At 55.5% G+C, this 26,234-nt stretch carries 18 protein-coding genes, 1 tRNA gene and 3 other RNA genes; 5 read left to right on the forward strand and 17 right to left on the reverse strand.

Translation table 11 applies throughout. From position 1 onward, the window contains the following. Window positions 1-9: 9 nt before the first annotated feature. The 16 genes from bcsB to K6R05_RS18230 all read right to left on the reverse strand — a co-directional run bounded on the left by bcsB (window position 10) and on the right by K6R05_RS18230 (window position 18,339). On the reverse strand, window positions 10-3,117 hold the full coding sequence (gene bcsB / locus K6R05_RS18155) for a cellulose biosynthesis cyclic di-GMP-binding regulatory protein BcsB (protein WP_222924772.1): 3,108 nt from the start codon (window positions 3,115-3,117) through the stop codon (window positions 10-12). Then, entirely contained in the window at window positions 3,114-5,225 is a 2,112-nt protein-coding gene (bcsA, locus tag K6R05_RS18160; protein WP_161734195.1) for a UDP-forming cellulose synthase catalytic subunit, read from the reverse strand. The genes bcsB and bcsA overlap by 4 nt, the downstream gene beginning before the upstream one ends. Before the next feature lie 48 nt (window positions 5,226-5,273). After that, on the reverse strand, window positions 5,274-6,077 hold the full coding sequence (gene bcsQ / locus K6R05_RS18165) for a cellulose biosynthesis protein BcsQ (protein ID WP_222924773.1): 804 nt from the start codon (window positions 6,075-6,077) through the stop codon (window positions 5,274-5,276). Further along, window positions 6,068-6,667: a cellulose biosynthesis protein BcsO gene (bcsO, locus tag K6R05_RS18170; RefSeq protein WP_161734191.1), complete on the reverse strand. Its 600-nt coding sequence runs from the start codon at window positions 6,665-6,667 to the stop codon at window positions 6,068-6,070. Before bcsO ends, bcsQ begins: the two co-directional genes overlap by 10 nt. A 682-nt stretch (window positions 6,668-7,349) precedes the next feature. After that, complete coding sequence (gene dppF, locus K6R05_RS18175; protein WP_013359641.1) at window positions 7,350-8,372, reverse strand: dipeptide ABC transporter ATP-binding subunit DppF; 1,023 nt, start codon at window positions 8,370-8,372, stop codon at window positions 7,350-7,352. Beyond that, entirely contained in the window at window positions 8,362-9,348 is a 987-nt protein-coding gene (dppD, locus tag K6R05_RS18180; protein WP_033784396.1) for a dipeptide ABC transporter ATP-binding protein, read from the reverse strand. Before dppD ends, dppF begins: the two co-directional genes overlap by 11 nt. Before the next feature lie 12 nt (window positions 9,349-9,360). After that, entirely contained in the window at window positions 9,361-10,263 is a 903-nt protein-coding gene (dppC, locus tag K6R05_RS18185) for a dipeptide ABC transporter permease DppC (RefSeq protein ID WP_013359639.1), read from the reverse strand. A gap of 9 nt (window positions 10,264-10,272) precedes the next feature. Then, entirely contained in the window at window positions 10,273-11,292 is a 1,020-nt protein-coding gene (dppB, locus tag K6R05_RS18190) for a dipeptide ABC transporter permease DppB (protein ID WP_013359638.1), read from the reverse strand. Window positions 11,293-11,463: 171 nt separating this feature from the next. Then, the gene (gene dppA, locus K6R05_RS18195; RefSeq protein ID WP_033734771.1) at window positions 11,464-13,074 is read right to left on the reverse strand and encodes a dipeptide ABC transporter periplasmic-binding protein DppA; all 1,611 of its coding nucleotides are present in this window, start codon (window positions 13,072-13,074) and stop codon (window positions 11,464-11,466) included. Window positions 13,075-14,656: 1,582 nt separating this feature from the next. Further along, a non-coding RNA gene (locus K6R05_RS18200) (RtT sRNA) lies at window positions 14,657-14,786 on the reverse strand. 33 nt (window positions 14,787-14,819) lie between these two features. Further along, window positions 14,820-14,949: non-coding RNA, RtT sRNA (locus tag K6R05_RS18205), on the reverse strand. Between the two features lie 33 nt (window positions 14,950-14,982). Next, a non-coding RNA gene (locus K6R05_RS18210) (RtT sRNA) lies at window positions 14,983-15,112 on the reverse strand. A 33-nt stretch (window positions 15,113-15,145) separates the two neighbouring features. Next, a tRNA-Pro gene (locus K6R05_RS18215) sits at window positions 15,146-15,222 on the reverse strand. 125 nt (window positions 15,223-15,347) lie between these two features. Then, window positions 15,348-17,039 (reverse strand): kdo(2)-lipid A phosphoethanolamine 7''-transferase, encoded by a 1,692-nt coding sequence (eptB, locus tag K6R05_RS18220; RefSeq protein WP_161734188.1) that lies wholly within the window; start codon window positions 17,037-17,039, stop codon window positions 15,348-15,350. Between the two features lie 311 nt (window positions 17,040-17,350). Then, window positions 17,351-17,779, reverse strand: coding sequence for an organic hydroperoxide resistance protein (locus K6R05_RS18225; protein WP_013359635.1), 429 nt, complete (start codon window positions 17,777-17,779; stop codon window positions 17,351-17,353). A gap of 95 nt (window positions 17,780-17,874) precedes the next feature. Next, complete coding sequence (locus tag K6R05_RS18230; RefSeq protein WP_161734186.1) at window positions 17,875-18,339, reverse strand: MarR family winged helix-turn-helix transcriptional regulator; 465 nt, start codon at window positions 18,337-18,339, stop codon at window positions 17,875-17,877. Window positions 18,340-18,401: 62 nt separating this feature from the next. Between K6R05_RS18230 and K6R05_RS18235 the strand changes: the two genes are divergently transcribed. Next, on the forward strand, window positions 18,402-18,995 hold the full coding sequence (locus tag K6R05_RS18235; protein WP_161734184.1) for an HD domain-containing protein: 594 nt from the start codon (window positions 18,402-18,404) through the stop codon (window positions 18,993-18,995). Window positions 18,996-19,036: 41 nt separating this feature from the next. On the opposite strand, the gene K6R05_RS18240 is transcribed toward K6R05_RS18235, so the two are convergent. Then, window positions 19,037-19,333, reverse strand: a complete 297-nt coding sequence (locus tag K6R05_RS18240; protein WP_010257438.1) for an HTH-type transcriptional regulator — start codon at window positions 19,331-19,333, stop codon at window positions 19,037-19,039. A 736-nt stretch (window positions 19,334-20,069) separates the two neighbouring features. Between K6R05_RS18240 and K6R05_RS18245 the strand changes: the two genes are divergently transcribed. The 4 genes from K6R05_RS18245 (at window position 20,070) to mtlD (ending at window position 26,223) form a co-directional block, all read left to right on the forward strand. After that, entirely contained in the window at window positions 20,070-21,668 is a 1,599-nt protein-coding gene (locus tag K6R05_RS18245) for a gamma-glutamyltransferase family protein (protein ID WP_222924774.1), read from the forward strand. 225 nt (window positions 21,669-21,893) lie between these two features. After that, window positions 21,894-22,610: a DUF3053 domain-containing protein gene (locus K6R05_RS18250; protein WP_161734180.1), complete on the forward strand. Its 717-nt coding sequence runs from the start codon at window positions 21,894-21,896 to the stop codon at window positions 22,608-22,610. Window positions 22,611-23,043: 433 nt separating this feature from the next. Then, window positions 23,044-24,978, forward strand: a complete 1,935-nt coding sequence (locus K6R05_RS18255; RefSeq protein ID WP_033734707.1) for a PTS mannitol transporter subunit IICBA — start codon at window positions 23,044-23,046, stop codon at window positions 24,976-24,978. A gap of 96 nt (window positions 24,979-25,074) precedes the next feature. Then, window positions 25,075-26,223 carry a mannitol-1-phosphate 5-dehydrogenase gene (gene mtlD / locus K6R05_RS18260; protein ID WP_222924775.1) on the forward strand — a complete coding sequence of 383 codons (1,149 nt, stop codon included), beginning with the start codon at window positions 25,075-25,077 and terminating at the stop codon, window positions 26,221-26,223. Window positions 26,224-26,234 lie beyond the last annotated feature (11 nt).

Here is a 26,234-nt window from a genome sequence, read left to right on the forward strand (position 1 = left end):
TTGTTGTCCTTACTTCCTGCCGGAATCATGGCCCTGCTTCGGGTTCAGACGCCGCCAGGCATGACGCTTCAGCATCACCCAGACCGCACTGCCCACCAGCGCAGAGAGCAGCATCGCTGCCACCGCCAGAAGCCCCGAGTGCTGGTTGGCATACCATACCACCATCATGTACCAGGGCATCTCGCCGCTGGGGAACTGTGCACCAACGCGAAAACTACGAATGCCGTTTTCATCGGTGATAATCGCGGTGTCGCCCCGCACTGCGGCGTTAATCTGCGCCGAACTTAAATCGTTGTGCAGTCGCAACAGCTGATCGTCGCTGGTTGCCACCGTCATCACCACCAGCCGATCGCGATTCCATGGCGACCGGTAGCTGAGAAAGCCCCGCCACGCTTCGTTGGATGAGAAGTAACGATCGGCATCCAGCTGCTGACGACTCCAGTCGCCGGTCAGCCAGCCGCGTAATTTTTCCAGCGTGTCGGGCTCTTTAACTCCAAAGGTGCCGCTGGTGGCATCATAAGGTGACGCCGCCAGCATCGCCTGATTAAAGGCCGTGTTACCTGTCGTGCTGACCGCCAGCAGATCGCTCTGCTGTATGCGCGCCAGATGGGTGCCGCCAGTGGGCAGACCAAACAGCACCTGATTCTGCGTCAGCGCCACGCCGGTCGCGGTTCCGGCTCGCGCCGTCAGATCCAGCAGCGTCGACAGTTCAGCATCGCTGGGCGTTTCCGGCAGCAGCAGCGTGGTCTGGCCGAAGTCAGCCAGCCGCGAGAACGGGAACGAGGCACCCACAAAGTAAGAGAGGTTCGGCAACATGCTGAAGTGGCGGGTATGGCTCAGATCGATCCACGAGTCCTCTTCAATCCGGCTCTTGATGTTGTTATTCAGGAGCACGCCGCAGGGCGCATCGGCGCGGGGTTTAATATTGAAGTAGAGCGCCAGCTGGTTATCGCCATAGATCAGATAGGGCTCGAGATTCAGCTGATACTGCTCCTGACGCGCATCACCGCCCAATCTATGCCAGGCGTTCTCCAGCAGGCCAACTTTGTTCACCGTCAGGTTGCGCAGGAACGTGCCGTTGAGCATGACGTTAAGGAACGAGTTGTCCTCATCAATCCAGCTTTCAGACGGGAAGCGATAGTGCACATTGACCGGCACCGTGTCGCCATCCCACAGGAACAGATCAGGCGCGGCGCGGAAATTAACCCGCAGCGCATCATGCCAGATGCCGCTGCTGGTCAGGCTCTGATCTTTACGCAGCAGTTCGCTCAGGCGAACCGGGCGGTCAGTGTTAATCCAGCGCGGCGCATCGTAAGGTTTACGGTTGCCAATGGTCTGTACAGGAACCTGCAGCTGGCTCTCATCGGTGGTAAAAGGCTGCGTCGTCAGACGGTTCGCCGCCTGACGCAGCTGATCGTCATTGTTACCACTGACCAGCAGCAATTTGTAAACCGGATTACTGGGGTTATCCACCACCTGCAGCATCGGGCCATTACTGGCCGGGAACGTCAGGGTGCCGATTCGATCGCCAGGATGACCAAACAGGATGCCGTTGTTTTCCGGCAGTTCGCCGCGTACCACCGGGAACCGGATGCCGCGATAATCACTCTGAATGCCGAGCCAGGAAGCCACCAGCGCAGCCGCGCTGACCGCATCAGGTGAGACGTTACTGGCAAAGCCCATCGTGATGGTGGACGCCGTCATCCGCTGCGGATCCAGGAACGGACGCGGGAAGTTGCGCAGACGGGTGCCAATATTGAGCTGCTGACCTTCAAGGTGCAGCGTGGTATTCGGCAGAATGGTGACCTGATACTGCTGTGCGCTCTCTTTCTCACACAGCAGCTTGTCCGCATCGTTGATTTTAAAACTGAGGTTGTTGTTCGACACCACCATCGCCGCCGGAATATCCAGCTCATAATCACTGACGTCGCTGTCCGTGGCTCCCAGCGGCAGCGTGCCGAGCGGCTGACCATTCAGCATCAGCTGCAGTGAGGTATTGCGTGCCGCCAGCGCGGCGGAGACGCGCAGCGTCAGACTGAGTCGCGCATTGGTAATCACTTCATCGCTGGGGAGAGTAAAAGTGATGCCCGACTGTAACTGACCGCCGGTCAGCGTAATACCGCGTGACTGGCCCATCTGGGCCACTGAAATCACGCTGCTGATCGGCTGATTGATGGCCGACGCGATAGGTGGCTGCGGTTCTGCAACCGGCGCAGTCGCCTGGCCCGGCGCGTAGGGCAGCGCACTGGCGGCCGCTTCCAGCGCCGGATCGGCATTGCTCAGCCCCTGTGGCAGCGGCACCGCGGAGAGCGCGCTGCTATCCTGGGTCACGGCGCCACTGCTCGTCACCGGCGCGACGGAAGAAGACCCGCCGTTCGCTGACGCCTGAGGCGCTGATGTTGCCTCACCCGCTGGTGCGTAAGAAGAGTTTGTTGATGTCGGCGTGGCATCAGGTACTGCACTCTGTGGCGCAGAGGCCGGTACAGATTCCGCGGGCTGGGCCGCGAATGGCACTAACGGCGCTGCTGACCCGCCCACACTCACCGGGGCCGTCATCTGCGCTGAACCGGCATCCGGTGTGGCAGCGTGATTAACAGGCGTTGCAGGTGGCGTCACATACGCCGCACCGCTGGCCGGGGCCTGATTTTCCGCGGGTGTACTGACAGTGGCCTCAGCTGACTGTGTGGTTACAGCAGCATCAGGCGACGCCGGAGTCGCACTGTTTACCGGCACACTGACGGCGGCATCAGCAGATTTCAAGGTTGCAGTGGCCTCAGCTGGCTGAGTGGTTGCAGCAGCCTCAGGCGGCGTCGGAGCCGTACTGGTTACCGGCACACTCGCTGCTGCACTGGCAGGTTGCGTGGTTGCAGCCGCATCAGGCAACGCCGGAGCCGTACTGGTTACCGGCACACTCGTGGCGGCATCAGCAGATTTCGAGGTTGCAGTGGCCTCAGCTGGCTGGGTGGTTGCAGCAGCATCAGGCGGCGTCGGAGCCGGACTGTTTACCGGCGCGGCACTGCTGTTATCGATCGCCGTCGGCGTTTCGGCGCCAGCGGGCGTCAGCCATAACGCGGCGGTCAGTGAACTGGCCAGCAACGTGTGCGTCAGGATCTTCATGCCGCGCCATCCTCTTTCGCCGCCGCGGCAACCGGGTCGACTTTTTTACGTTTATCGTGGCGCCCCTTCCAGGTCAGCCAGAACAGCTCAAATACGGTACGAATAATGGTGCCCAGCGACATCAGCGGGTTGTCCTGCTTATACTCTGGCTGGATCCAGGCGTCCGCACGCGCCAGCACGACACGCACCAGTTCGCGACGACGCGCCAGCGGCATCGCTTCAAAGCGCAGGCGAATGCTCTCGTCATCGCCGGAAATCTTACTCACCGGGATGGTGATCGCGCCGGATTTCAGCAGCAGATCAATCTCTTCAATTTCATCCGTTTCATGACGGCCATCCGGCGCATCGAGCTGTGCACCGCCCATCGAAAGGTTGCTGGTCTGGGTGCGTGATGAAATGCCGCTGGCGTAGTGAATAATCGCCGGGATTTGTACGTCAACGCGGATGGTTTTACGCACCTGTTTGGTTTCGCGCGCCACGGCAATCGCCGCCATCAGAATAATCAGGCTGAAAATCGCCCAGCCGACGTTGAGCGCAATAACGTAAGGGTCGACGCCAAAATAGTCATGCATCACGGCACGCACTACGCCAGCGACAATGCCGATGCCCAGCAGCAGCGCCACAATCACGTGCGGACGCACGATGTGGAAATCGAAGAAGCCCTGATCCAGCACACCGCCTTTGTCGGTCACGTTAAACTTGCCATGTTTCGGCGACAGCAGCGTCAGGATGGTCGGAATGACCAGATGGAAGCACATCACCGTCTCATAAATCTCACCCCAGAAGGTGTAACGGAAACGGCCATTCATGCGTGAGTTAACGTAGAGCGACATCACCAGATGCGGCAGCACGTAGGCAAAAATCAGCGACGCCGATGAGTGAATAATATTGAGGTTAAACAGCAGGTAAGCCAGTGGCGCGGTCAGGAAGGCAACGCGTGGCAGGCCAAACTGGAAATGCAGCATGGCGTTGAGGTAGCAAAGACGCTGCTGCCAGTTCAGGCCACGGCCAAACAGCGGATTATCGACGCGGAAAATCTGCGTCATGCCGCGCGCCCAGCGGGTACGCTGGATGATATGCAGACCCAGACGTTCGGTCGCCAGACCGGCCGCCAGCGGGATCGACAGGAAGGCTGAGCCCCAGCCCAGGCGCTGCATTTTCAGGGCGGTGTGTGCATCTTCGGTGACAGTTTCAACGGCAAAGCCGCCAATCTCTTCCAGCGCCGAACGACGGATCACCGCACAGGAGCCGCAGAAGAAGGTAGCATTCCAGTTGTCGTTCCCCTGCTGCACCGGGCCATAAAACAGCGCGCCTTCGTTGGGAATGCTGCGCGCAGCGCGCAGGTTACGCTCAAAGGGATCGGGCGAATAGAAGTAGTGCGGCGTCTGCAACAGCGCCAGCTTCGGATCTTTCAGAAACGGCCCCACCGTCGCCTGCAGGAAGGTGCGGGTCGCCACGTGGTCGCAGTCGAAGATGCAAATCAGCTCACCTTTGGTGATTTTCATTGCATGGTTGAGGTTACCGGCTTTGGCATGTTTGTTGTCGTCGCGGGTGATATACCCTACCCCGACATCCGCCGCAAATCGGGCAAATTCGCTGCGCTTGCCATCATCCAGCAGATAGATTTTGAGTTTGTCACGCGGGTAGTCGATACACTGCGCCGCCAGCACGGTATCGCGCACCACATCCAGACTTTCATTATAAGACGGCACATAAATATCGACCGTCGGCCACAGACGGGTATCGTCCGGCAACGGCTCAATGGTGCGCTTTAATGGCCAGGTGGTTTGCAGGAAGCCAAGAATTAAGATCAGCCAGACGTAAAGCTCCGCAAGATATAAGCCAATCCCTAATATCGCCTCGATTTCGGAATTAAAGTGCAGCGTCTCAGTGGTGCGCCACCAGATATAGCGGCTGGACATCAGGGCAGAGAGAATCACCATCACCACGGTTATTTTGCGGCTCTTGCTGAAACCCAATAAAAACATCATGCCGATGCTGATCAGACCAAAAATATACTGTTTCTGGCTGTCCATCGGCGTAATGATGATCACCGCGGCAACGGGTGCAAGCACCAGCAGCAGCAGGTAAAACCCGATTTTACTCATGATTCACCCTGAGAAGAGCTGTTTAAGTCAGTCGCCTGCAATAGCCGACTAAAAATGATTTGTGCGGATGGGAGCCTGAACTTCGCCATTTCCCACGGTGATATTCAGAATGCTGCCGACCCGTTTGGCGATCAGTTCAATATCAAATGCCGCTGCTGAGGCAGGGCTGAAATCATATACGGACTGCTGCGAAGCATTGGCTTCACCCACACTTTCATCACGGTGAACCACGCCCAGTAAATTATCGCCCAGACGCTGCTGCATAAATGCAGTGACATCGCGATTAATATTCCGGCGGTTATCGCACTGGTTCAGGATAAAATAGTGCCCCTGCTTATTATTGAGCGGTTTCCCGGTCATCCGGTTCTCTTCAATCTGCGGTAATAACGACACAGAGGCGGTATCCGCTAACATCACCACTAAATGCATATCGGCCAGCGCCGTCATTGCTTTAAGGGCCGGACCCGGACCAGGCGGAAAATCAGCGACAATCACCAGACCGGGATAATTAAGTACTGTATCCAGACCACGCTTAATAAAGTGGGGATCTTTCATCAGGTTCTCTTCGAACCGTTCGCGCTGTGGCTCGGTGACATTGCCATAGGGCAGGACAAAGATATTGCCGCCGGTGGTAAGAATCGACTGGCTCCAGTCCGCCTGCTCTTCTGAGCGCGCCACAAATCCGCGGCCATCATGCAGCGGCACGCCAAAATGAAGACGCAGTGCATTCTGCACATCGAAATCAATGGCCAGAACTTTGCTACCGGAACGCGCCAGACTCCAGGCCAGATTCGCCGCCAGCGTGGTTTTCCCCACCCCTCCCTTCGGCGAGCACACACAAACTAACGGCATAGCGCAATCTTCTCCAGTAACGGTTTGAGTAAGGTTTCTTTTGGCAGATTCGACGGTTCGCTGTTGCGCGAGCGGAACAACGCACCAAACCGTTCCGGTTCAGAATGGGGTGTAGCAGGCGTGATGGTGGGCTTTAAATCCGCCACCATGGCGGGCCGGACTGGCTCAGCATGTGATACAGCAACAGGATCAGCCGCAACCCGTTTTTGCGGTGGCGGCGGTGGCGGAAACAGTGCTGAAGGGTCACGTTCAGCGGTGCGGGCCGTGGGCAGGTTGCTGCCTGACAGACTATCGAGAATTGCGCTGCGGGCGGATGTCGTCGGTTGCGCACTGAGTGTGGCAGGCCTTGCCGGTGCCTCAGGTGGTGGTGCGGTAAATTCATCTCCACGCAGCGGCTGTGGCTGCGGCAGGTCGATACGCTGACCGCCACCCAATGAGGTCTGATGCTCCTCTTTCGCCAGTTGACGAATTAAAGCCCATTTACTGTGTTCCGCCGCTTCCTGCGCCTGGCCAGACATATCTTTAAAGTCGATGTCGAGCGTTTGCGTTTTCTCTTTAAAACGCTGCAAATCATCGTAATTATTCTTCATTGGCCGTGGCCTGCAACAAGGGAGGATTTTTCCTGGAATATAACACATCCCTTTAATGTCAGTCAGAAAAACCTGATTACAAATAAAGCATATTCAATAAAATAGTTTAATCATAAAGATTCACTTACAGCAAAATAAAGCCAATATAAGATAAGTAACCCCTATAATTAATAAGTGATGTTTAAGTTAAATTAATCTGCGATGTTTCAATAATTTTTAAGACTTAGCCGCTCTGACAACCCCTGGCACAACCAGACGTGACATGATAAACGCAATGTTAAGCCACGATCGGGCGGCCGCAGGCGCAAAAAAAACCGATCGCTGTCATAAGGGATTGAGCCTGTTTATCTTTTTTCGCTGCGAATTTCGTCAGAAGAAAAACAGATTAAATCTGATAACGGAAAAAGAGGGGAAATAACCGAAACGTGATGGCGGTCCGCCAGCGGTGCGGTTTGCAGCAGAATTGAGATAAAAAAAGGCTCCAATAAGGAGCCTTCAGCTTAAGAAATTGTACTGGCTCAGGGTGTATTGCATTACCAAATCAGAACCACAGACGGCTAACTCTCTTCAGGAGATGGGAGCATACGCCTGTAGCTAAGCATCGCGGGCCATGGATGGCGTTTTTGCGAAGAGCATATGCTCCCTGGGCCATCACTGCATTAACGGCCTGAGCTGCCAATCGTCAGCTGACCTTTTCTGCCACACCCACCGGCTGATTCTCGTCCTGATCGACCGCGAAGCAGGCAATCTCCTGGCCACCGTAGTTTTTCAGCTTCGGTTGCAGTTGCACGCAGGTGCCAAAACGTCGGTGGCAGCGCGCATTGAAGGCGCAGCCTGGCGGCGGATTGAGCGGGCTGGGCAGCTCGCCGGTCAGCTTAATGCGCTCACGACGGTCGTCAGGATTAAGCCGCGGCGTCGCTGACAGCAAAGCCTGGGTATAAGGATGGCGCGGGTTGGCGAAAATCGCCTCTTTGCTGCCTTTCTCTACGCAACGGCCGAGATACATCACCATCACCTCATCGGCAATGTGTTCCACCACCGACAGATCGTGCGAGATAAAGACGTAAGAGAGGCCCATATCCTGTTGCAGATCCATCATCAGGTTCAGCACCTGGGCGCGCACCGACACGTCGAGCGCCGAAACCGGCTCATCGGCAATCAGTACATCCGGATCGAGCATCAGCCCACGCGCAATCGCGATACGCTGACGCTGCCCGCCTGAGAACATATGCGGATAGCGGTCGTAGTGCTCGGTTTTCAGGCCGACTTTCGCCATCATCTCCAGCGTCTTCTCGCGGCGTTCCGCTTTCGTGAGCTGGGTATTGATCACTAGCGGCTCTTCCAGAATCTGGCTCACTTTCTTACGCGGATTGAGCGAGCCATAGGGGTTCTGGAAGACGATCTGGATTTTCTGGCGACGCAGCTTCTGCGCCTGGGGATCGTGTTTCAGCAGATCCTGGCCGTGCCAGTAAAGCTGGCCTTCAGTCGGGGTTTCGATCATGGTCAGCAGGCGTCCCAGGGTGGATTTGCCACAGCCTGACTCGCCGACGACCGCCAGCGTTTTGCCGCGCTCCAGATTAAAAGAGACGCCATCCAGCGCTTTGACCAGACGCTCCTGACCAAACAGACCCTTCTTCACCGGGTAGTGCTTCTTCAGATCAATCGCCTGCAGCAGGAACTGATCTTTGGTGGTTTCATGACTCATAAGTGGGTCTCCCGGCATCGTCCAGCGGATAGTGACACTTGGACTGGCGTCCTGGAATGGTGCGCAGTTCAGGTTCTTCCTGACGACAAAGGTCAGTCGCATAAGGGCAGCGTGGGTTAAGCAGACAGCCAGCCGGGCGGTCATACTTGCCCGGCACCACGCCAGGCAGTGAAGCCAGACGCGCTTTGTCGGCCGCAAACTCCGGCAGCGCGCGCAGCAACGCCTGCGTATAAGGATGGCGCGGCGCTTTGAAGATATCGGTCGCTTTACCGCTCTCCACGACCTGACCGGCATACATCACGATAATGTGGTGCGCCGCTTCTGCCACTAACGCCAGATCGTGCGTAATCAGGATCAGCGCCATGTTCTCCTGCCGCTGAAGATCCAGCAGCAGTTCAATGATCTGCGCCTGAATGGTCACGTCGAGCGCCGTTGTCGGCTCATCGGCGATCAGCAGCTTAGGCCGACAGGCGATCGCCATCGCAATCATCACACGCTGGCTCATGCCGCCCGACAGCTGGTGCGGATAGACATCGAGCCGTGACGCAGGATCGGGAATCCCGACCTGATTCAGCAGGTCAATCGCCCGCTGACGCCGGGTGCGCTTATTGCCGCCCTGATGCACCTTGATCGCTTCCATAATCTGGAAGCCCACGGTGTAGCAGGGATTCAGGCTGGTCATCGGGTCCTGAAAAATCATCGCCACTTCTGCGCCCACCAACTGGCGGCGCTCGCGTTCGGAGATGCGTTTCAGATCGCGCTGGTTGAACTCCAGCTTCTCCGCCATCACTTTGCCTGGGAAGTCGATCAGTCCCATGATCGCCAGTGAACTTACCGATTTACCGGAGCCGGACTCGCCCACGATACCCACAACCTGGCCCTGCTCAACCTGATAACTGATGCGGTCAACCGCGCGGAACGGTGCTTTATCGTCGCCGAAATGCACCGACAGTTTGTCTACATTTAATAACGCCATCTCGGTGCCTCTTTACTGCTTGAGTTTCGGGTCGAGGGCATCACGCAAACCATCGCCCATCAGGTTAAATGCCAGCACGGTAAGCAGAATGACCAATCCAGGGAAGGTCACGACCCACCAGGCACTTTGCGCATACTGCAGAACGTCGGAGAGCATGGTGCCCCACTCCGGCGTTGGCGGTTGCGCACCCATACCGAGAAAGCCCAACGCCGCCATATCAAGAATGGCGTTGGAGAAACCTAATGACGCCTGCACGATGAGCGGTGCCAGGCAATTAGGCAGAATATTCACAAACATCTGGCGCAGCATACCGGCACCGGCCACGCCGGAAGCGGTCACATAGTCGCGGTTCACTTCCACCAGCACTGCGGCGCGGGTCAGACGGATATAGTGCGGCAGCGCCACAAACGTCAGCGCGATAGAGGCATTAACGATTGAGGGACCGAAGATGGCGACCAGCACCAGCGCCAGCAGCAGACTTGGCAATGCCAGCATGATATCGACTACGCGCATGATGATGGCATCGACCACGCCACCGAGATAACCGGCCAGCAGGCCAAATATCACGCCGAAAATCAGCGACAGTACGACTACAAGACAACCCACCAGCAGCGACAGGCGCGCACCGTACATCAGACGCGATAGCACATCGCGGCCCACATCGTCGGTGCCCAGAATGTAGCTCCAGTTACCGCCTTCCTGCCAGACCGGCGGATGCAGCAGCGCATCGCGGAACTGCTCAGCAGGGGCATGCGGGGCCAGCACATCGGCAAAGATGGCGCACAGCAGCACAATGATGATGTAAACCAGACCGACGACCGCGCCTTTGTTACGTTTGAAGTAGTGCCAGAATTCCTGAAACGGGGTCATCGGCTTGGGTGCAACGGTAACGCTGCCGGGATCAACAACAGACATGATGCCCCCTTATTTCTTGTGACGTATGCGCGGGTTAACCACGCCATACAGCAGATCAACCAGCAGGTTGACCACAATAATCAGCACTGCGGTCAGCAGCACACCGCCCTGCACCACCGGATAGTCACGGCGCTGCAACGCTTCAATCAGCCAGCGACCCAGACCCGGCCACGAGAAGATGGTTTCGGTCAGAATCGCCCCGGCCAGCAACGTGCCGACCTGCAGGCCGATGACCGTAACCACCGGCAGCATGGCGTTTCGCAGCGCATGCACCACGATCACGCGCATCCGCGTCAGGCCTTTGGCACGCGCTGTACGGATGTAATCTTCACCCAGCACTTCGAGCATTGCCGATCGCGTCATACGCACAATCACCGCCAGCGGAATAGTGCCGAGCACGATGGCAGGCAGGATCATGTGCATCACCGCATCATGGAAGTCGCCTGGCTCACCCCAGAAGAAGGTATCGATCAGCATAAAGCCGGTCAGCGGCATGCTGTCATCCAGGAAGACGGTGTCGCCGACCCGCCCGGAAACCGGTGTCAGATTGAGCTGCACCGAGACCAGCATGATCAGCATGATGCCCCACCAGAAGATCGGCATGGAGTAGCCGGTCAGTGAGATGCCCACGGCGGTGTGATCGAAAATCGAACCACGCTTTACCGCCGCCAGCACACCAACCGGGATACCAATGGCAACGGCAAATATCATGGCGCAGATGCCGAGTTCCAGCGTCGCTTTGAAGCGGGGAACAAACTCATCCCAGACCGGGATGCGGCTCTTCAGTGAAATGCCCAGGTCGCCATGTAATACGCCATTAATGTAGTTCAGGTACTGTTTCCACAGCGGCTGATCCAGACCTAACAGCGCCATTAACTGAGCATGACGTTCAGGAGAAATACCGCGCTCACCGGCCATGATCAGCACCGGATCACCGGGGATCATGTGAACAAACGCGAAGGTGAGTAATGTAATACCGATAAACGTTGGGATGACAAGGCCCAGACGTCGGAGTATGAACTGCAGCATAATCCGGGTTCTCTCTTGTCCGCGCGACCGTCGCCGCGAGGGTTGTTATTGCTTACATCTGACGATCGGGTAGGCCCGACCGCGACGCAGACAGGCTGCGCCTCTACCGTTTCCAGTAAAACAGGGAGATAAAGCCGGGGCGACGCGCAGCCGCCCCGGAAAAGGCGACAATTATTCTTTAATGTCTACCTGAGCAAAGTAGTGTCCGCCCAGCGGATCCACTTTGTACCCGGAGACTTTCTTGCTGACCGGTTCGTATACCGTTGAGTGCGCGATCATCAGCGCCGGTGCCTGGTCATGCATCACAACCTGTGCCTGCTTGTAGTACTCGATGCGCTTCGCCTGATCGGCGGTGGCGCGCGCGGGCTGAATCTGATCCTCAAAGGATTTATCACACCAGCGCGAGTAGTTTGAGCCATCTTTGGCCGCTGAGCAGCTGAACAGGGTGGCCAGGAAGTTATCCGGATCCCCATTATCACCGGTCCAGCCCATCATGACGGTCTGGTGCTCGCCCGCTTTGGCGCGCTTCAGATATTCGCCCCACTCATAGGTGACGATTTTGGCTTTGACGCCAATCTTCGCCCAGTCGCTCTGAATCATCTCAGCCATGCGGCGCGCGTTCGGGTTGTACGGACGCTGAACCGGCATCGCCCACAGGTCGATGGAGAAACCGTCTGCCATGCCCGCTTCTTTCAGCAGCGCTTTGGCTTTCTCAGGATCGTAGGCGTAGTCTTTTACGTCGTCGTTATAGCCCCACATCGTTGGGGGGATCAGGTTTTTAGCAGGCTGACCTGCACCCTGATAAACGGCGTCGATAATCGCTTTTTTGTTGACCGCCATGGTCAGTGCCTGACGCACTTTCAGGTTATCCAGCGGTTTTTTCTCAACGTTGTACGACAGATAGCCGACGTTCAGGCCAGCCTGCTCATACAGGTTGATGTTTTTGTCCTGCTTCATACGCGCAATGTCAGCCGGGTTTGGATAAGGCATCACCTGACATTCGCCCTTCTGCAGCTTGGCGTAGCGCACCGACGCATCCGGGGTAATGGAGAAGACTAAGCGATCGATTTTCGGCTTGGTGCCCCAGTAATCCGGGTTAGCTTTGTAAAGGATGCGCGAATCTTTCTGGTACTGCAGCAGCTGGAACGGACCGGTCCCGACCGGGTTCAGGTCAACGTTTTGCGGGGTACCCGCTTTGAGCATGTTATCTGCGTACTCTTTCGACAGAATCGAGGCGAAGTCCATGCCGAGGTCGGCGAGGAACGGCGCTTCAGGACGCGTCAGCACAAAGCGCACGGTATTCTCGTCCACTTTTTCGATTTTGCTGATCAGCTTCGGCATGTCCATGCCTTCGAAATATTCGTAGCTGCCGCCAGAGACGCCGTGATAGGCGTTGTTTTTATCCAGCTGGCGCTCAAAGGTGAACACGACATCATCCGCATTGAAGTCGCGTGTCGGTTTGAAATCTTTGGTGGTCTGCCACTTCACACCTTTACGCAGGTGGAAGGTGTAGGTTTTACCGTCTTCACTGACATCCCACTTCTCTGCCAGCGCAGCGTGCAGTTCGGTGGTGCCGATAGTGAACTCAACCAGTCGGTTGTAGATCTGACGTGAGCTGGCATCGTAGGTGGTGCCCGAGGTGAACAACTGCGGGTTAAAGCCTTCCGGAGAACCTTCAGAACAGTAAACGAGGGTTTTTGCCTGAACACCGGCGGCGACAGTCATAGCAATCAGGCTCAGACCGACCTTCAGCATCCCGGATTTAGCCAGGGAGTTGATCATGCTTTTGCTCCATTGTGATGTGATGTTGTGTGTATTGCCCGACCTCTGATTTTTTTATGCGGTTCAGGCGTACCACCGAACAGGTGGTTAACGCGCGCTGCGTTTTTTTTGTTTTTTCTGACGCAGATTGTGCATTCAGAAAATTCCGTAACTGCGCGTTTATTGACGCATCAATTTGTCAACAGTTGCAAAGAACGTCAATACAACGGTTACTTATTTACACAGAGTGTGAGGAATAGCATGCAACGGTAATAAAAACCGTTTCTGTCTAAAAGCCATACAATGCACAGCGTAGCTGACCTGAATTCCGTGCATTGTGCTGGCTTGCTGCTCTATCGCTAGTGATTCTCACCGCTAAAAAACTTAAAACTTTTACCGGCAAATGTTGAATAACTGAACGATTCATTGTGCGTTATGACGTTCAACCAGCGGAATATGCTGGCAAAGAAGCATAAGAAATCAGCATGTTGCCGCTTTCGGTCATAAGAAGAATGTGTCGCGAATTATGATCGCATCTCTTATATGGCAAGGCCTGCCAGCGGGTAAGTGACAATAACAGGGCTGGTAAGTGGAACACGCCGCGGATGGGGGTTACTGGAACTTTCTGGAAGATAGCGAAGATGGCAAGCGGGAGTAGCGTTAAGATCGAGATTGCTTTGGGAACACGGGCAGATCGGAAAGGCGCTTAAACCCTCCCTGGACGCTCGGCCCACGCCGTCCATGGCGTGGGACGCTTTCCTCCTCTGCCCGTGTTCCCTCCGCCTTGAGTTTATGCGCTGCGGTCAGATGCACTCTGATTTGGATCTGTCAGTTGTCTGAGATGCTTCTGTAAGTACCTGATGCGTCTGACAGACGTGAAGCGAAGGTAGCATACGCCTGTAGCAAAGCATCGCGGGCCATGGACAAAAACGCCGGGAGCGTTTTTGAACAACGCAAAGCGTTGGCCCGGCTACGGGCGCACCTCAGGGATGAGGTGCGTAATCGCCCGCGCTGAGCCCGCCAGGGATGGCGGTTTTGCGTCTTTGCGGAAGGCGTATGCTCCCTGAAGCCCACTCAGCGGTAAGAATGTGAATGCTTAGCGGTCAGATCGAGACTGCTTCGGGAACACGGGCAGATCGGAAAGGCGCTTAAACCCTCCCTGGACGCTCGGCCCACGCCGTCCATGGCGTGGGACGCTTTCCTCCTCTGCCCGTGTTCCCTCCGCCTTGAGTTTATGCGCTGCGGTCAGATGCACCTGACTTTGGGTCTCCCAGCCGTCCGAAATGCTCATGTGAGTATCCGATGCGTCTGCCAGACGTGAAGCGGAGGGAGCATACGCCTGTAGCAAAGCATCGCGGGCCATGGACAAAAACGCCGGGCTACGGGCGCACCTCAGGGATGAGGTGCGTAATCGCCCGCGTTGAGCCTGTCAGGGATGGCGTTTTTGCGTCTTTGCGAAAGGCGTATGCTCCCTGAAGCCTGCTAAGCGGTAAGAATGTGAATGCTTAGCGGCCAGATCGAGACTGTTCAGGAAAAACCGTCCCTGTCGGTGGTTTTCTACAGACGAAAAAAAACCTGTCTTTTCAGACAGGTTTCTTAAATATGGTCGGCGAGAGAGGATGACTCTGCTCTGCGAGCAGCGCCCTTCGGGCCGTTGCTGAAGCAACGTTGTCTCGCTACGCTCGGCTCAAACCTCCTCTGTCGGTTCTCATCCTCTTTTCTTCAGACGAAAAAAAACCTGTCTTTTCAGACAGGTTTCTTAAATATGGTCGGCGAGAGAGGATGACTCTGCTCTGCGAGCAGCGCCCTTCGGGCCGTTGCTGAAGCAACGTTGTCTCGCTACGCTCGGCTCAAACCTCCTCTGTCGGTTCTCATCCTCTTTTCTTCAGATGAAAAAAAACCTGTCTTTTCAGACAGGTTTCTTAAATATGGTCGGCGAGAGAGGATGACTCTGCTCTGCGAGCAGCGCCCTTCGGGCCGTTGCTGAAGCAACGTTGTCTCGCTACGCTCGGCTCAAACCTCCTTCGGAGGTTCTCATCCTCTTTTCTTCAGACGAAAAAAAACCTGTCTTTTCAGACAGGTTTCTTAAATATGGTCGGCGAGAGAGGATTCGAACCTCCGACCCACTGGTCCCAAACCAGTTGCGCTACCAAGCTGCGCTACTCGCCGATGGGGGCGCATGTTACTGCTACCCCCGATCAGCGTCAACCGCTTTTTATGCTTTTGACGTCAATCGCCTGGAAAGCACGCGGTTGCCGGAAATCAATCGCCGGCATGTCCCTTTCAGGCCACTATTACAGCGCTTTAGCCTGACTTTTAGTCGGTGCCTGACACCAGTTGTTAGCCGGGTTAATGCCGCCATCTGGCGAGGTATAACCCAGACAGCCCAGAATGGTATCGAACAACTCAACGTGACGATGGGTCCGGCCCACACGTTGCTGCGCCTGCAGGCGTTCGAAGTTACTGCGGTTCTGACTGTCTTCCAGATACTTATCTGACGCCCAGACCATCATCGGTACGCGGAACTGCTCCGGCGGGGCCATCTCACGCGGCGTGCCATGCAGATGCATATTCTCGCTGATCGACTCACCGTGGTCGGCAGCATAGAAAACGATCGCCTTCTTATCACGCAGTTGATCCAGCACGCTATCCAGCATGCTATCGACATAGAGCACTGAGTTGTCATAAGCGTTGATCAGCTGCGCTTTACTGCAGGTCTCGTCGACGCCCATACACTCTGGCTGATACTTCGCGAAGCTGCGCGGATAACGCTGTGAATAAAGATAGTGTGAACCTTTAGTGTGCAACACCACCAGATGCTTACCTTTCGGGAAACGATCCAGTGACGCTTTCATCTCCGGCACCAGCAGCATGTCGTCTACCGATTTACCCTGATTACGCTTTTCTGAACCAATCTGCTCACGGAAGGCAAAGTTGTTGGCATTGATGTTGTCGTAGAACCAGACTTCGCTCTGCATCGCAAACAGCTCAGAGGTGAAGCCCAGCTCTTTCATCACCGCAAACACATTCTGCTCTTTCAGCGTGCGGCCAGGGTTATCCATGGTGCCGCCTTCGCGCACGAACATGCAGCGCAGCGACAGCTTAGTCGCGGTATCACAGGACTCGCCGCGGAACGCGACCAGATTCTTCTCTTTCGACAGCTTAGGCGTCGTGTCGCGCTCATAACCCAGCATCCCCATGTGATCCCAGCGGGTGGTTTCGCCAATCACAAACACCACATAGGTGTCATCCAGGCCGGCAGGCGCAACGTAGGTAAACTTCTTCGCCGGATCCAGCAGTTCCTCGCTTTGCAGCGACTCATCCACGCGAGTCCAGGCAAACAGACCTACAGCCGCCAGCCAGTTAGAAGGCAGATACGAGTGGGCGACCACACCGCCGTAGCTCGGCAGATCGATGTTAGTAATCTCTTCATTATGCTTCTGCAGCTTGTCGAAATAACGGATCGGCAGCCAGACCAGAGCTACACAGAGCAGCATAATCAGGGTCGGTTTCAGGCGCTGTCCTGGCGTACGCAGCTGCTCGTTCAGCGTCATGCTCAGCCTGTTGCGCCAGATCATCAGCAGCGGCAGCGCGCTGACCAGCACCATCCACAGGATGAAATGGTAGCCAACCACTTCTTTAGAAAGATCGGTATCGGTCGTCATCACCGACGCCACAATACCGTAGCCAATCACGACGTTAAAAAACGCCATGTAATAGGCGGCGGCAACAGATATCAGAACAATCAGCGTGGCCAGCACGCGATAAAACCACTTTCCGCCTAGCGACAGCAGACGCATCAGGAAGAACGTCAGCAGCACAATAGCAACCACCTCGGTAACGGCAGTGAGCCAGTTCGTTACCGTGGATTGCCTGAGAAAACCGTCAAAACGACGATAGAAAATCGGTAAGTTCAGCAAAATACCGAGGTAGAGCGCCAGCAATAGCGATAACTTCTGCTGGGTCAGGGTTTTAATATAATTCATGAAAAAAGGGGTTTCTCCGGTGTGAAGCGCTTGACCAAATCTTTTATGTGACTGCCAAAACCCGGCAGAGTTCGCTGAATAAGCGGACCGGACAAGATGAAGGAAAATTCTGAACGGATTTACTGGCTATAACGCAAGGTGGCTCAGTAAAACATGGCCGCGTTTGATAGACCAGAAAATAATCTTTGTCGACCTGATTAGCACATTTTTTGTACACAGCTGACAGTAGCTGTTGGCTGACTGACGTAGAAAACAGCAGGAGAGAGGATGTAAAAAAATGCGGGCCTGATGGTGTCAGGCCCGCAGTACGCTTAGCGAATGATGTTCAGCGTGACGTCGATATTGTTGCGGGTAGCGTTTGAATAAGGACAAACGATATGCGCCGCATCAACCAGCTTCTGTGCTTCTGCTTCATCCATCTCTGGCAGATGGATGTTCAGCGTGGCTTCGATACCAAAGCCGTCAGGGATCGGACCGATACCGACTTCACCTTCAATCCACGCATCTTTTGGCATTGCGATTTTGTCGCGGCCTGCAACAAACTTCATCGCGCCCAGGAAGCAGGCAGAGTAGCCTGCAGCAAATAGCTGCTCAGGGTTAGTCACTTCGCCGCCTGCACCGCCCATCTCTTTTGGCACGCCCAGTTTAACGTCCAGTACACCGTCAGAAGAGGTTGCGCGACCATCACGACCACCGGTTGCTTTGGCTTTGGCGCGGTAAACCACTTGTTCTAAAGACATGACATTTCTCCGTTACGCTATTTAATCGCCTGCTACTTATTTAACTGTAAGCAGGCGGTGAGGTTCAACGGATGCAGCGCATCCGTCGGCAATACTTATCGTGATCGATTCAGGTTATCTCGCAACCCATCCAGCTGTAATTTCAGCGCCAGCAGAGCGTCATCATCACAGGCTGTGGCACACTTAACCGCTTCAGGAATGGCTTCAGCCCTGGCCCGTAACGCCTGTCCAGCGTCGGTCAGCGTCACCGCAACCTGGCGTTCATCCTGACGGGTTCGCTGCCGGTTAATCAGGCCTGCACTTTCCAGCCGCTTCAGAAGTGGCGTTAATGTTGCAGAGTCTAAAAAAAGCTGCTCGCCAATCTCTGACACCGTGACATCATCTTTCTGCCACAACACCAGCATGACCAGATATTGAGGATAGGTGATGTCGAGCTGGCTCAGCAACTGACGATAGACTTTATTCATCGCCAGGTTGGCAGAATAAAGCGCAAAGCAGAGGTGCTGATCGACCAACAGTGGCATCGTTTTCACTTTTTTGTCATCTTGATCACAGTTCATGGTTAATAATATAGATAGCGCGCTAGATAATTGCAAGCAAACTTTTTGTCAGGGGGAAAGGCATGCAGGATTCACTGGAAGAACAGGCGCGTCGCTTCGCCACCGAGGCACATGCCAGTGCCGGACAGCGCCGCAAATATACCGATGAGCCTTATATTGTTCATCCGGCAGCGGTGGTGGAACTGGTGCGCAGCGTCAGCCATGACGATGCGTTGTTAGCGGCGGCCTGGCTGCACGATACCGTGGAAGATACCGCAACCACACAGAGCGATATCGAAACCCACTTTGGTACGCGCGTGGCAAGCCTGGTAGAAATGCTGACCAACAGCGCACCCGCTGGGGCAAAAAATCGGACGGCCCGTAAACTGGCGCACTTCCGCCATACAGCCAGCGCCAGTCCTGAGGCACAAACCATCAAACTGGCTGACATCATCGATAACACCCGCGCGATTGTGCGGTTTGATCCCGACTTTGCGCGGGTCTACCTGGTTGAAAAGCAAATACAGATTGCGTTGCTGAAGCAGGGAGATGCGCAGTTATGGCAGCAGGCTTCAATGATTATTGAAAGCGGACTCGCACAGTTGCGGGAGCCGCCCTATAGCGTGCCGGAGAGCTGGTTTGCCAGACAGGCGGCTAAATACAGCGAATTACGCTAATAAAAAACCCGCCAGCGGCGGGTTCTTTTCGTGATATCAGTTTATTCAAGCAACTGCCGTCCCAGATAGGGATTGGCATGTAATAACTTCATCAATTTCTGCGCCGTCGCGGAAGGACGGGTACGCCGGGCTTCCCAGCTTTTCACGGAAGAAACGCTCACGCCCATTACTTTTGCAAACTCATCAACCTGCATGCCGGTCATTTCACGCAGACGCTGCGGCTCTGGCTGGGCGGGTTGCTGACGCTGAATAAGTAACTCGGCGGCGCGATCATCACGTGTCAAAACAATCTGCTCAAGGCTGCTGAGCAATTCAAACATCGGGTCTTTTAATTCCATAGAGAACTCCTTAAAAACTCGCTATGAAGCACGTGAAAGTAGAGAGGTACGAGCCTGAAGTCAGGACTCTGAAACCGGGCCTGTTTCAGGCTGGATCCCGCAAGGGTTTATTTTTGTTATGAGAGAAACCATTACGGGACACAGCCTGCGGTGCACTGCTTTAAAGATGTCAGATCAATGCAACAAATGCCGGGAGACTAAGTATGGATAGAGACCTGACTATTTGCCGCGCAATTTATAATTATTTTTTTCACTATGGTTTGCCGGAAAAGTTCCAGCACCTCTAACCCGCTGAGGCAGTTGAATTTTGTGCCTTCGGTGTGGGCAAAAAAATCAACTGGTGTTTGCTATTTATGTGGATGCCATCAAGCTTTTTGCTGGCATATTCTCATTTCTGTGAGGCAATACACCTCTTCAGGTAGTGAGTGCAAAATATACGCCAATGGTTTACTTCCTGAACACATATATTCACTGTTCTTATTAAATTAAGAATAGTCCTGGTTGAGGCCTGAATCCTGGCGCGCGGCGGCTCACAGTGCGGTGCAGGGAAATCTTTTATTCTGAACGTCCCGGTATCGTCAGATAAATCAGCAGTCACCCTAACGAAACGGCTGACGCCTCATAACGGTGCAGCTGGCGGCTAAAAGCGAGCCCTTTGCGCGCTAAACGTGCAGCTGTTAATTAATCGCGTACTGACGACGGAAAAATTCACCCGTGAACTCTTTAAGGAAAAGCGATGCGTGAAACAGATTTTAACGTCGGATACCCTTCTCATCGTGTACCGATGATGGGTCGTAATGCCGTTGCAACCTCGCAACCGCTGGCGGCACAGGCGGGTTTACGTATGCTGCAACAGGGTGGTAACGCTGTGGATGCGGCTATCGCCACTGCCATCGCCTTAACCGTGCTGGAGCCAACCGGAAACGGCATCGGCAGCGATGCGTTTGCCATTGTCTGGGACGGCAGCGCGCTGCATGGCTTAAACGCCTCAGGCCGATCGCCAGCCGCGTGGCATCCCGAACGCTTTGCCAGTTTTAGTGCGATGCCTGAAACCGGCTGGGAATCCGTCACTGTGCCAGGGGCCGTCTCGGCGTGGGTGACGCTGGCGCAGCGCTTCGGCACCTTACCGCTGACCACCCTGGCGCAACCGGCAATTAACTATGCGCGCGACGGCTTTCCGGTTTCACCGCTGATTGGTCAGCTGTGGCAGCGCGGCTATGACAAGCTGCGGGATCAACCTGGCTTCAGCGACTGCTTTGCGCCGCAGGGTCGTCCGCCTCGTGCTGGCGAGCTATTCCGCAACCCGGCGCAGGCCCGCACCCTGCAGGAAATCGCTGAGACCAGGGGCGAAAGCTTTTACCGCGGCGCACTGGCGCAAAAGATGACAGCCTTCGCCCGTGAACATAACGCGGCGCTGACGCTGGAGGATTTGAAAAACCATCGCGCCGACTGGGTGACCCTGCTCTCGCATCCGTTTGCCGGGGGATCGGTGCAGGAGCTGCCGCCGAATGGTCAGGGGATTGCGACCTTAATTGCGCTCGGCATTCTGGAAGCGTGGGAGATCAATCGTTATGCACCTGATTCACCGCAGTGGCTGCATCTTTCTATTGAGGCGATGAAACTGGCACTGGTTGATCTGGACCGTTATGTCACCGACGAGGATCACCTCGAATTTCCGGCTGAGTTACTGCTGAGCAAAGAGTACATCCGCCAGCGGGCAGCATTAATCGACCCTGATAAAGCAGGAGATTTCCGCTTTGGATCACCGCAGCAAAGCGGCACGGTGTATGTCGCGGCAGCGGATGCCAGCGGCATGATGGTCTCTTTCATCCAGTCCAATTACATGGGCTTTGGATCCGGCGTGGTCGTACCCGATACCGGCATCAGCCTGCAGAACCGTGGCGCGGGCTTTTCACTCGACCCGGAGCATCCCAACGTTGTGGCGGGCGGTAAGCGGCCCTTCCACACCATCATTCCGGCCTTTGCGCGGGATCAGCAGGGCCAGCCGATGATGGCGTTTGGCGTGATGGGCGGCCCGATGCAGGCGCAGGGACACGTTCAGCTGGCGCTGCGGATTATGCTGCATCGGCAGAATCCACAGGCCGCAATCGATGCGCCGCGCTGGCGCGTGGTACAGGGACGCGAGGTAGTGTTCGAATCCACTCTCGATCGCAATACCCTGAGCACCCTGCGCCGTATGGGGCATAATGTGGTGCTGGAAGATCCCCTGAGCAATTACAATTTTGGTGGCGCGCAGGCAATCGTACGCGATCCGCAGGGCTTCTATATCGCCGCCAGCGAGAGTCGCAAAGATGGTCAGGCGGTGGTGTTTTAAGGCCACGCCAGGCCGCTACATGCCTCTTTAATCGTCACGCCTAAGCCAGCGATGGCAGGGATCATAGTGCGTTCTGACGTGCAGATGATCCCGTTCTTTAACCGGTGTTTCAGAAAGCGTCTGTTTCACAGGTTGTTTCACATTGTGCCGTGACGCGGGTTTGTTCTATTCTTTAGGCCATTCTTACCTGGACATCCGACAGTATCACCGACAGGAGTTGAACCCATGGTTTCAGGACTTACACGCCTTATGGCACGCGGCGGCATGATGCTCGCTGGCGCGCTGATTGTGCTGCAACTCACCGCGTGCGGTGATAAAGAAGGCGAGCAGCGCAAAGCATTTATCGATTTCCTCCAGAACACCGTCATGCGCAGCGGCGAACATCTGCCCAGCCTCAGCGAGAACCAGAAGCAGAGCTTTGGCAACTTCGCCAGCGATTACGCCATCATGTATGGCTTCTCGCAGCAGGCGAACAAGGCCGTTGAGCAGGGTATGCGTCCGGTGGTGGATGAACTTTCGGCCATTCGCGTTCCGCAGGATTATCTGAGCCGTCGTGATTCCCTGCGTCAGGCGAACAGCGCACTGGTGATCGTTACCCAGCAGATTGAAAGTGCAAAAATGCAGGCGGACAGCAGCAAAGCGGCCCTGAAGCAGCCGGATGACCTGAAAAAAGTCTATGACACCGCCTACAACAAAGTGGTGACGGTGCCCGCCAATCAGCTGATTCCGCTGCTGCCAAAACTCCAGGCGCTGAGCCAGGGTGCCGTACAGACTGGCGATTTCCTGCAAACGCAGGGAAACCGTGTCAGCTTCAATGATGGCGGCGTGCAGTTCCCGACGCAGGATCAGGCTTCACAATATAACGCGCTGATGAGCACCTTATCAGCCAATGCACAGGCGCTTCCTCAGGCCCAGGCCGCCGTCCAGGGTGGTCTGCAGTAAAATCCTTTAACGGGCAGGCGTCATTCGTCTGCCCGCCTCATTCCCCTTTTCATCACCCTTACTGTTAACTGGATAATGAAGTGTGATCTGGCGCATTTTCGACCAAAAATAGTTTGTGATCTAAGTCACATTTATATAACAAACACACTGCAGCTAAGTGTGATTCATCTCACAGATAACCTGCCCGCCCGACCAAAATCCAGGCAAAACAGGCCTTAACTCCGATAAAATTGTGATCACAGTCACGCAAATCACCCCTGTCACCACCCTTAATCCGTGATGTAGATCACACTTGCTCCATGCGCTACGCAGCGTCAAATTCGCGTGATAGAGTCCGCGTGCATACAGTAATACCACCGGCTGTGAGTCGGGGTGGCTAAACAAAAACAAGCGCGCTCTCCTATTGCAGCGCGTCTCAATAAGGGGTGGGTTTATGTCCTCATCAGTGAAGGTCAAAGTACAGAGCTTTGGTCGCTTTCTGAGTAATATGGTGATGCCGAACATCGGGGCGTTTATCGCCTGGGGTATCATCACTGCACTGTTTATTCCAACTGGCTGGATCCCTAACGAAACGCTGGCCAAACTGGTTGGCCCGATGATCACCTACCTGCTGCCTCTGCTGATCGGTTTTACCGGTGGGCGTCTGGTAGGCGGCGATCGCGGTGGCGTGGTCGGCGCGATTACGACCATGGGTGTGATTGTCGGTGCGGATATGCCGATGTTCCTCGGTGCGATGATTGCCGGTCCGCTGGGCGGCTGGGCTATTAAGTCGTTTGACCGGGCGATTGACGGCAAAATCAAAAGCGGCTTCGAGATGCTGGTTAACAACTTCTCGGCCGGTATTATCGGGATGATTCTGGCACTGCTGGCGTTCCTGGCGATTGGTCCGCTGGTTGAAGGTCTGTCACACATTCTCGCCGCGGGCGTGAATCTGATGGTGCAGAACAACCTGCTGCCACTGACGTCCATCTTCGTGGAACCGGCAAAAATCCTGTTCCTGAACAACGCCATTAACCACGGTATCTTCTCACCGCTGGGCATCCAGCAGGCGAGCGAAGCCGGCAAGTCGATCTTCTTCCTGATCGAAGCCAACCCGGGTCCGGGTATGGGCGTGCTGATGGCCTACATGTTCTTTGGCCGTGGCAGTGCTAAACAGTCTGCGGGCGGTGCAGCAATTATCCACTTCCTCGGCGGCATCCATGAAATCTACTTCCCGTATGTGCTGATGGCCCCTCGCCTGCTGCTGGCGGTTATCCTGGGCGGTATGACCGGCGTCTTCACGCTGACCGTGCTGAACGGTGGCCTGGTCTCTCCTGCCTCACCGGGTTCTATCCTGGCCGTGCTGGCAATGACACCAAAAGGTGCTTACTTCGCGAACATCGCGGCTATTGCTGCAGCCTTCGCCGTTTCCTTCGTGGTGTCCGCTATCCTGCTGAAAACCAGCAAAGTCAAAGAAGATGACGATATTGAAGCCGCGACCCAGCGCATGCATGAGATGAAAGCGCAGTCTAAAGGCCAGAGCACAGCGGGCGGCGCCGTCGCCAGCGATGCCATGAGCGTCGAGCTGCATCACGTGCGCAAAATCATCGTTGCCTGTGACGCCGGTATGGGTTCCAGCGCCATGGGTGCGGGCGTGCTGCGCAAGAAAGTGCAGGATGCCGGTCTGAGCAATGTGTCGGTAACCAACACCGCGATCAACGCCCTGCCGGGTGATGTCGATCTCGTGATTACGCATCGTGACCTGACTGAACGCGCGATTCGCCAGGCGCCACATGCGCAGCATATCTCGCTGAATAACTTCCTCGACAGCGCGCTCTACAGCACCCTGACCGAACGTCTGGTGGCGGCTAACCGCAGCGATGTGCATCGTGAAACGGTGAACACCGCGCTCTCAGACAGCTACGATGAGGGCAATGCGCACCTGTTTAAACTGGGCGCAGATAATGTCTTCCTCGGTCTGACCGCCAGCAACAAAGAGCAGGCGATTCGCTTTGCCGGCGAACAGCTGGTGAAGGGCGGTTACGTTGAACCTGAATATATTGATGCGATGCTGGCGCGTGAAAAACTGACGCCGACCTATCTGGGTGAGTCAATCGCAGTGCCACACGGCACGGTTGAAGCGAAAGATCGCGTGCTGAAAACCGGCGTGGTGTTCTGTCAGTATCCGGCAGGTGTCCTGTTCGGCGAAGAGCCGGACGATGTGGCGCGACTGGTGATTGGTATTGCCGCTCGTAACAACGAGCACATCCAGGTGATTACCAGCCTGACCAACGCGCTGGATGATGACAGCGTGATTGAGAAGCTGGCTAACACCACCAGCGTGCAGGAAGTGCTGGATCTGCTGTCAGGCAAGCCTGTAATCGCGTAATTTATAGCAATTATTTTCCCTGGGGCGGTCATGCCCGTCCCGATTTCCTGGGGCGGGTTTGCCCGCCCCATCGTCATTTGATATGGGTCAAAAATTATGAAAGCGTTACATTTCGGAGCAGGAAACATTGGTCGCGGCTTTATCGGCAAATTACTGGCTGATGCAGGTATCGAACTGGTTTTTGCTGATGTGAATCAGACGGTGCTGGATGCACTGAACGCGCGTCATGAGTATCCCGTTCATGTAGTTGGCGAGCAGGCCAAAGTGGAAACCGTTAAAGGCGTCAGTGCGGTAAACAGCACCAGCGATGAGATCATCACCCTGGTTTCAGAGGTCGATCTGGTCACCACCGCGGTGGGTCCGCAGATTCTGGAGCGTATTGCCGGCAGTGTGGCTAAAGGGCTGGCAAAACGCAGCGACAACGGCAACACCCGTCCGTTAAATATTATCGCCTGTGAAAATATGGTACGCGGCACCAGCCAGCTGAAACAGCACGTACTGAAAGCATTGCCGGAGCAGTATCACGCCTGGCTGGAGCAGCATGTCGGCTTTGTGGATTCCGCTGTCGATCGCATCGTGCCCCCGTCTGAAGCAGGCAGCACCGATCCGCTGGAAGTGACCGTTGAGACCTTCAGCGAATGGATCGTCGATAAAACTCAGTTTAAAGGCGACCTGCCGACCATTCCGGGCATGGAGCTGACTGATAATCTGATGGCCTTTGTTGAGCGTAAACTCTTTACCCTGAACACCGGTCACGCCATTACCGCCTACCTCGGCCAGCTGGCCGGTCATCAGACCATTCGTGACGCCATCCTCGACGAAAAAATCCGGGCTGTGGTGAAAGGCGCAATGGAAGAGAGCGGCGCGGTGCTGATTAAGCGTTACGGTTTCGATGCGGAGAAACATGCGGCCTACATCCGGAAGATTCTGGGTCGATTTGAAAATCCGTATCTGAAAGATGATGTGGAGCGCGTGGGCCGTCAGCCGCTGCGTAAACTCAGCGCAGGCGATCGCCTGATCAAGCCGACGCTGGGCACGCTGGAATATGGTTTACCGCACACCAGCCTGGTGCAGGGCATTGCCGCCGCGATGCACTATCGCAGCGATCAGGACCCACAGGCGCAGGAACTGGCCACACTGCTGGCCGAAAAAGGCCCACAGACGACGCTGGCTGAGATTTCAGGGCTGGATGCCGATAGCGAAGTGGTGGCTTCTGTGGTGAGCACCTGGCACGCTATGGCATAATGCGCGCGTGT

It is taken from the genome of Pantoea alfalfae (assembly GCF_019880205.1).
Taxonomy (GTDB): domain Bacteria; phylum Pseudomonadota; class Gammaproteobacteria; order Enterobacterales; family Enterobacteriaceae; genus Pantoea; species Pantoea alfalfae.

Bases quoted from the DNA above. Each gene is read 5' to 3' on its own strand.
- bcsB (WP_222924772.1), bottom strand. From the start codon at position 3,117: ATGAAGATCCTGACGCACACGTTGCTGGCCAGTTCACTGACCGCCGCG.
- bcsA (WP_161734195.1), bottom strand. From the start codon at position 5,225: ATGAGTAAAATCGGGTTTTACCTGCTGCTGCTGGTGCTTGCACCCGTT.
- bcsQ (WP_222924773.1), bottom strand. From the start codon at position 6,077: ATGCCGTTAGTTTGTGTGTGCTCGCCGAAGGGAGGGGTGGGGAAAACC.
- bcsO (WP_161734191.1), bottom strand. From the start codon at position 6,667: ATGAAGAATAATTACGATGATTTGCAGCGTTTTAAAGAGAAAACGCAA.
- dppF (WP_013359641.1), bottom strand. From the start codon at position 8,372: ATGAGTCATGAAACCACCAAAGATCAGTTCCTGCTGCAGGCGATTGAT.
- dppD (WP_033784396.1), bottom strand. From the start codon at position 9,348: ATGGCGTTATTAAATGTAGACAAACTGTCGGTGCATTTCGGCGACGAT.
- dppC (WP_013359639.1), bottom strand. From the start codon at position 10,263: ATGTCTGTTGTTGATCCCGGCAGCGTTACCGTTGCACCCAAGCCGATG.
- dppB (WP_013359638.1), bottom strand. From the start codon at position 11,292: ATGCTGCAGTTCATACTCCGACGTCTGGGCCTTGTCATCCCAACGTTT.
- dppA (WP_033734771.1), bottom strand. From the start codon at position 13,074: ATGATCAACTCCCTGGCTAAATCCGGGATGCTGAAGGTCGGTCTGAGC.
- eptB (WP_161734188.1), bottom strand. From the start codon at position 17,039: ATGAATTATATTAAAACCCTGACCCAGCAGAAGTTATCGCTATTGCTG.
- K6R05_RS18225 (WP_013359635.1), bottom strand. From the start codon at position 17,779: ATGTCTTTAGAACAAGTGGTTTACCGCGCCAAAGCCAAAGCAACCGGT.
- K6R05_RS18230 (WP_161734186.1), bottom strand. From the start codon at position 18,339: ATGAACTGTGATCAAGATGACAAAAAAGTGAAAACGATGCCACTGTTG.
- K6R05_RS18235 (WP_161734184.1), top strand. From the start codon at position 18,402: ATGCAGGATTCACTGGAAGAACAGGCGCGTCGCTTCGCCACCGAGGCA.
- K6R05_RS18240 (WP_010257438.1), bottom strand. From the start codon at position 19,333: ATGGAATTAAAAGACCCGATGTTTGAATTGCTCAGCAGCCTTGAGCAG.
- K6R05_RS18245 (WP_222924774.1), top strand. From the start codon at position 20,070: ATGCGTGAAACAGATTTTAACGTCGGATACCCTTCTCATCGTGTACCG.
- K6R05_RS18250 (WP_161734180.1), top strand. From the start codon at position 21,894: ATGGTTTCAGGACTTACACGCCTTATGGCACGCGGCGGCATGATGCTC.
- K6R05_RS18255 (WP_033734707.1), top strand. From the start codon at position 23,044: ATGTCCTCATCAGTGAAGGTCAAAGTACAGAGCTTTGGTCGCTTTCTG.
- mtlD (WP_222924775.1), top strand. From the start codon at position 25,075: ATGAAAGCGTTACATTTCGGAGCAGGAAACATTGGTCGCGGCTTTATC.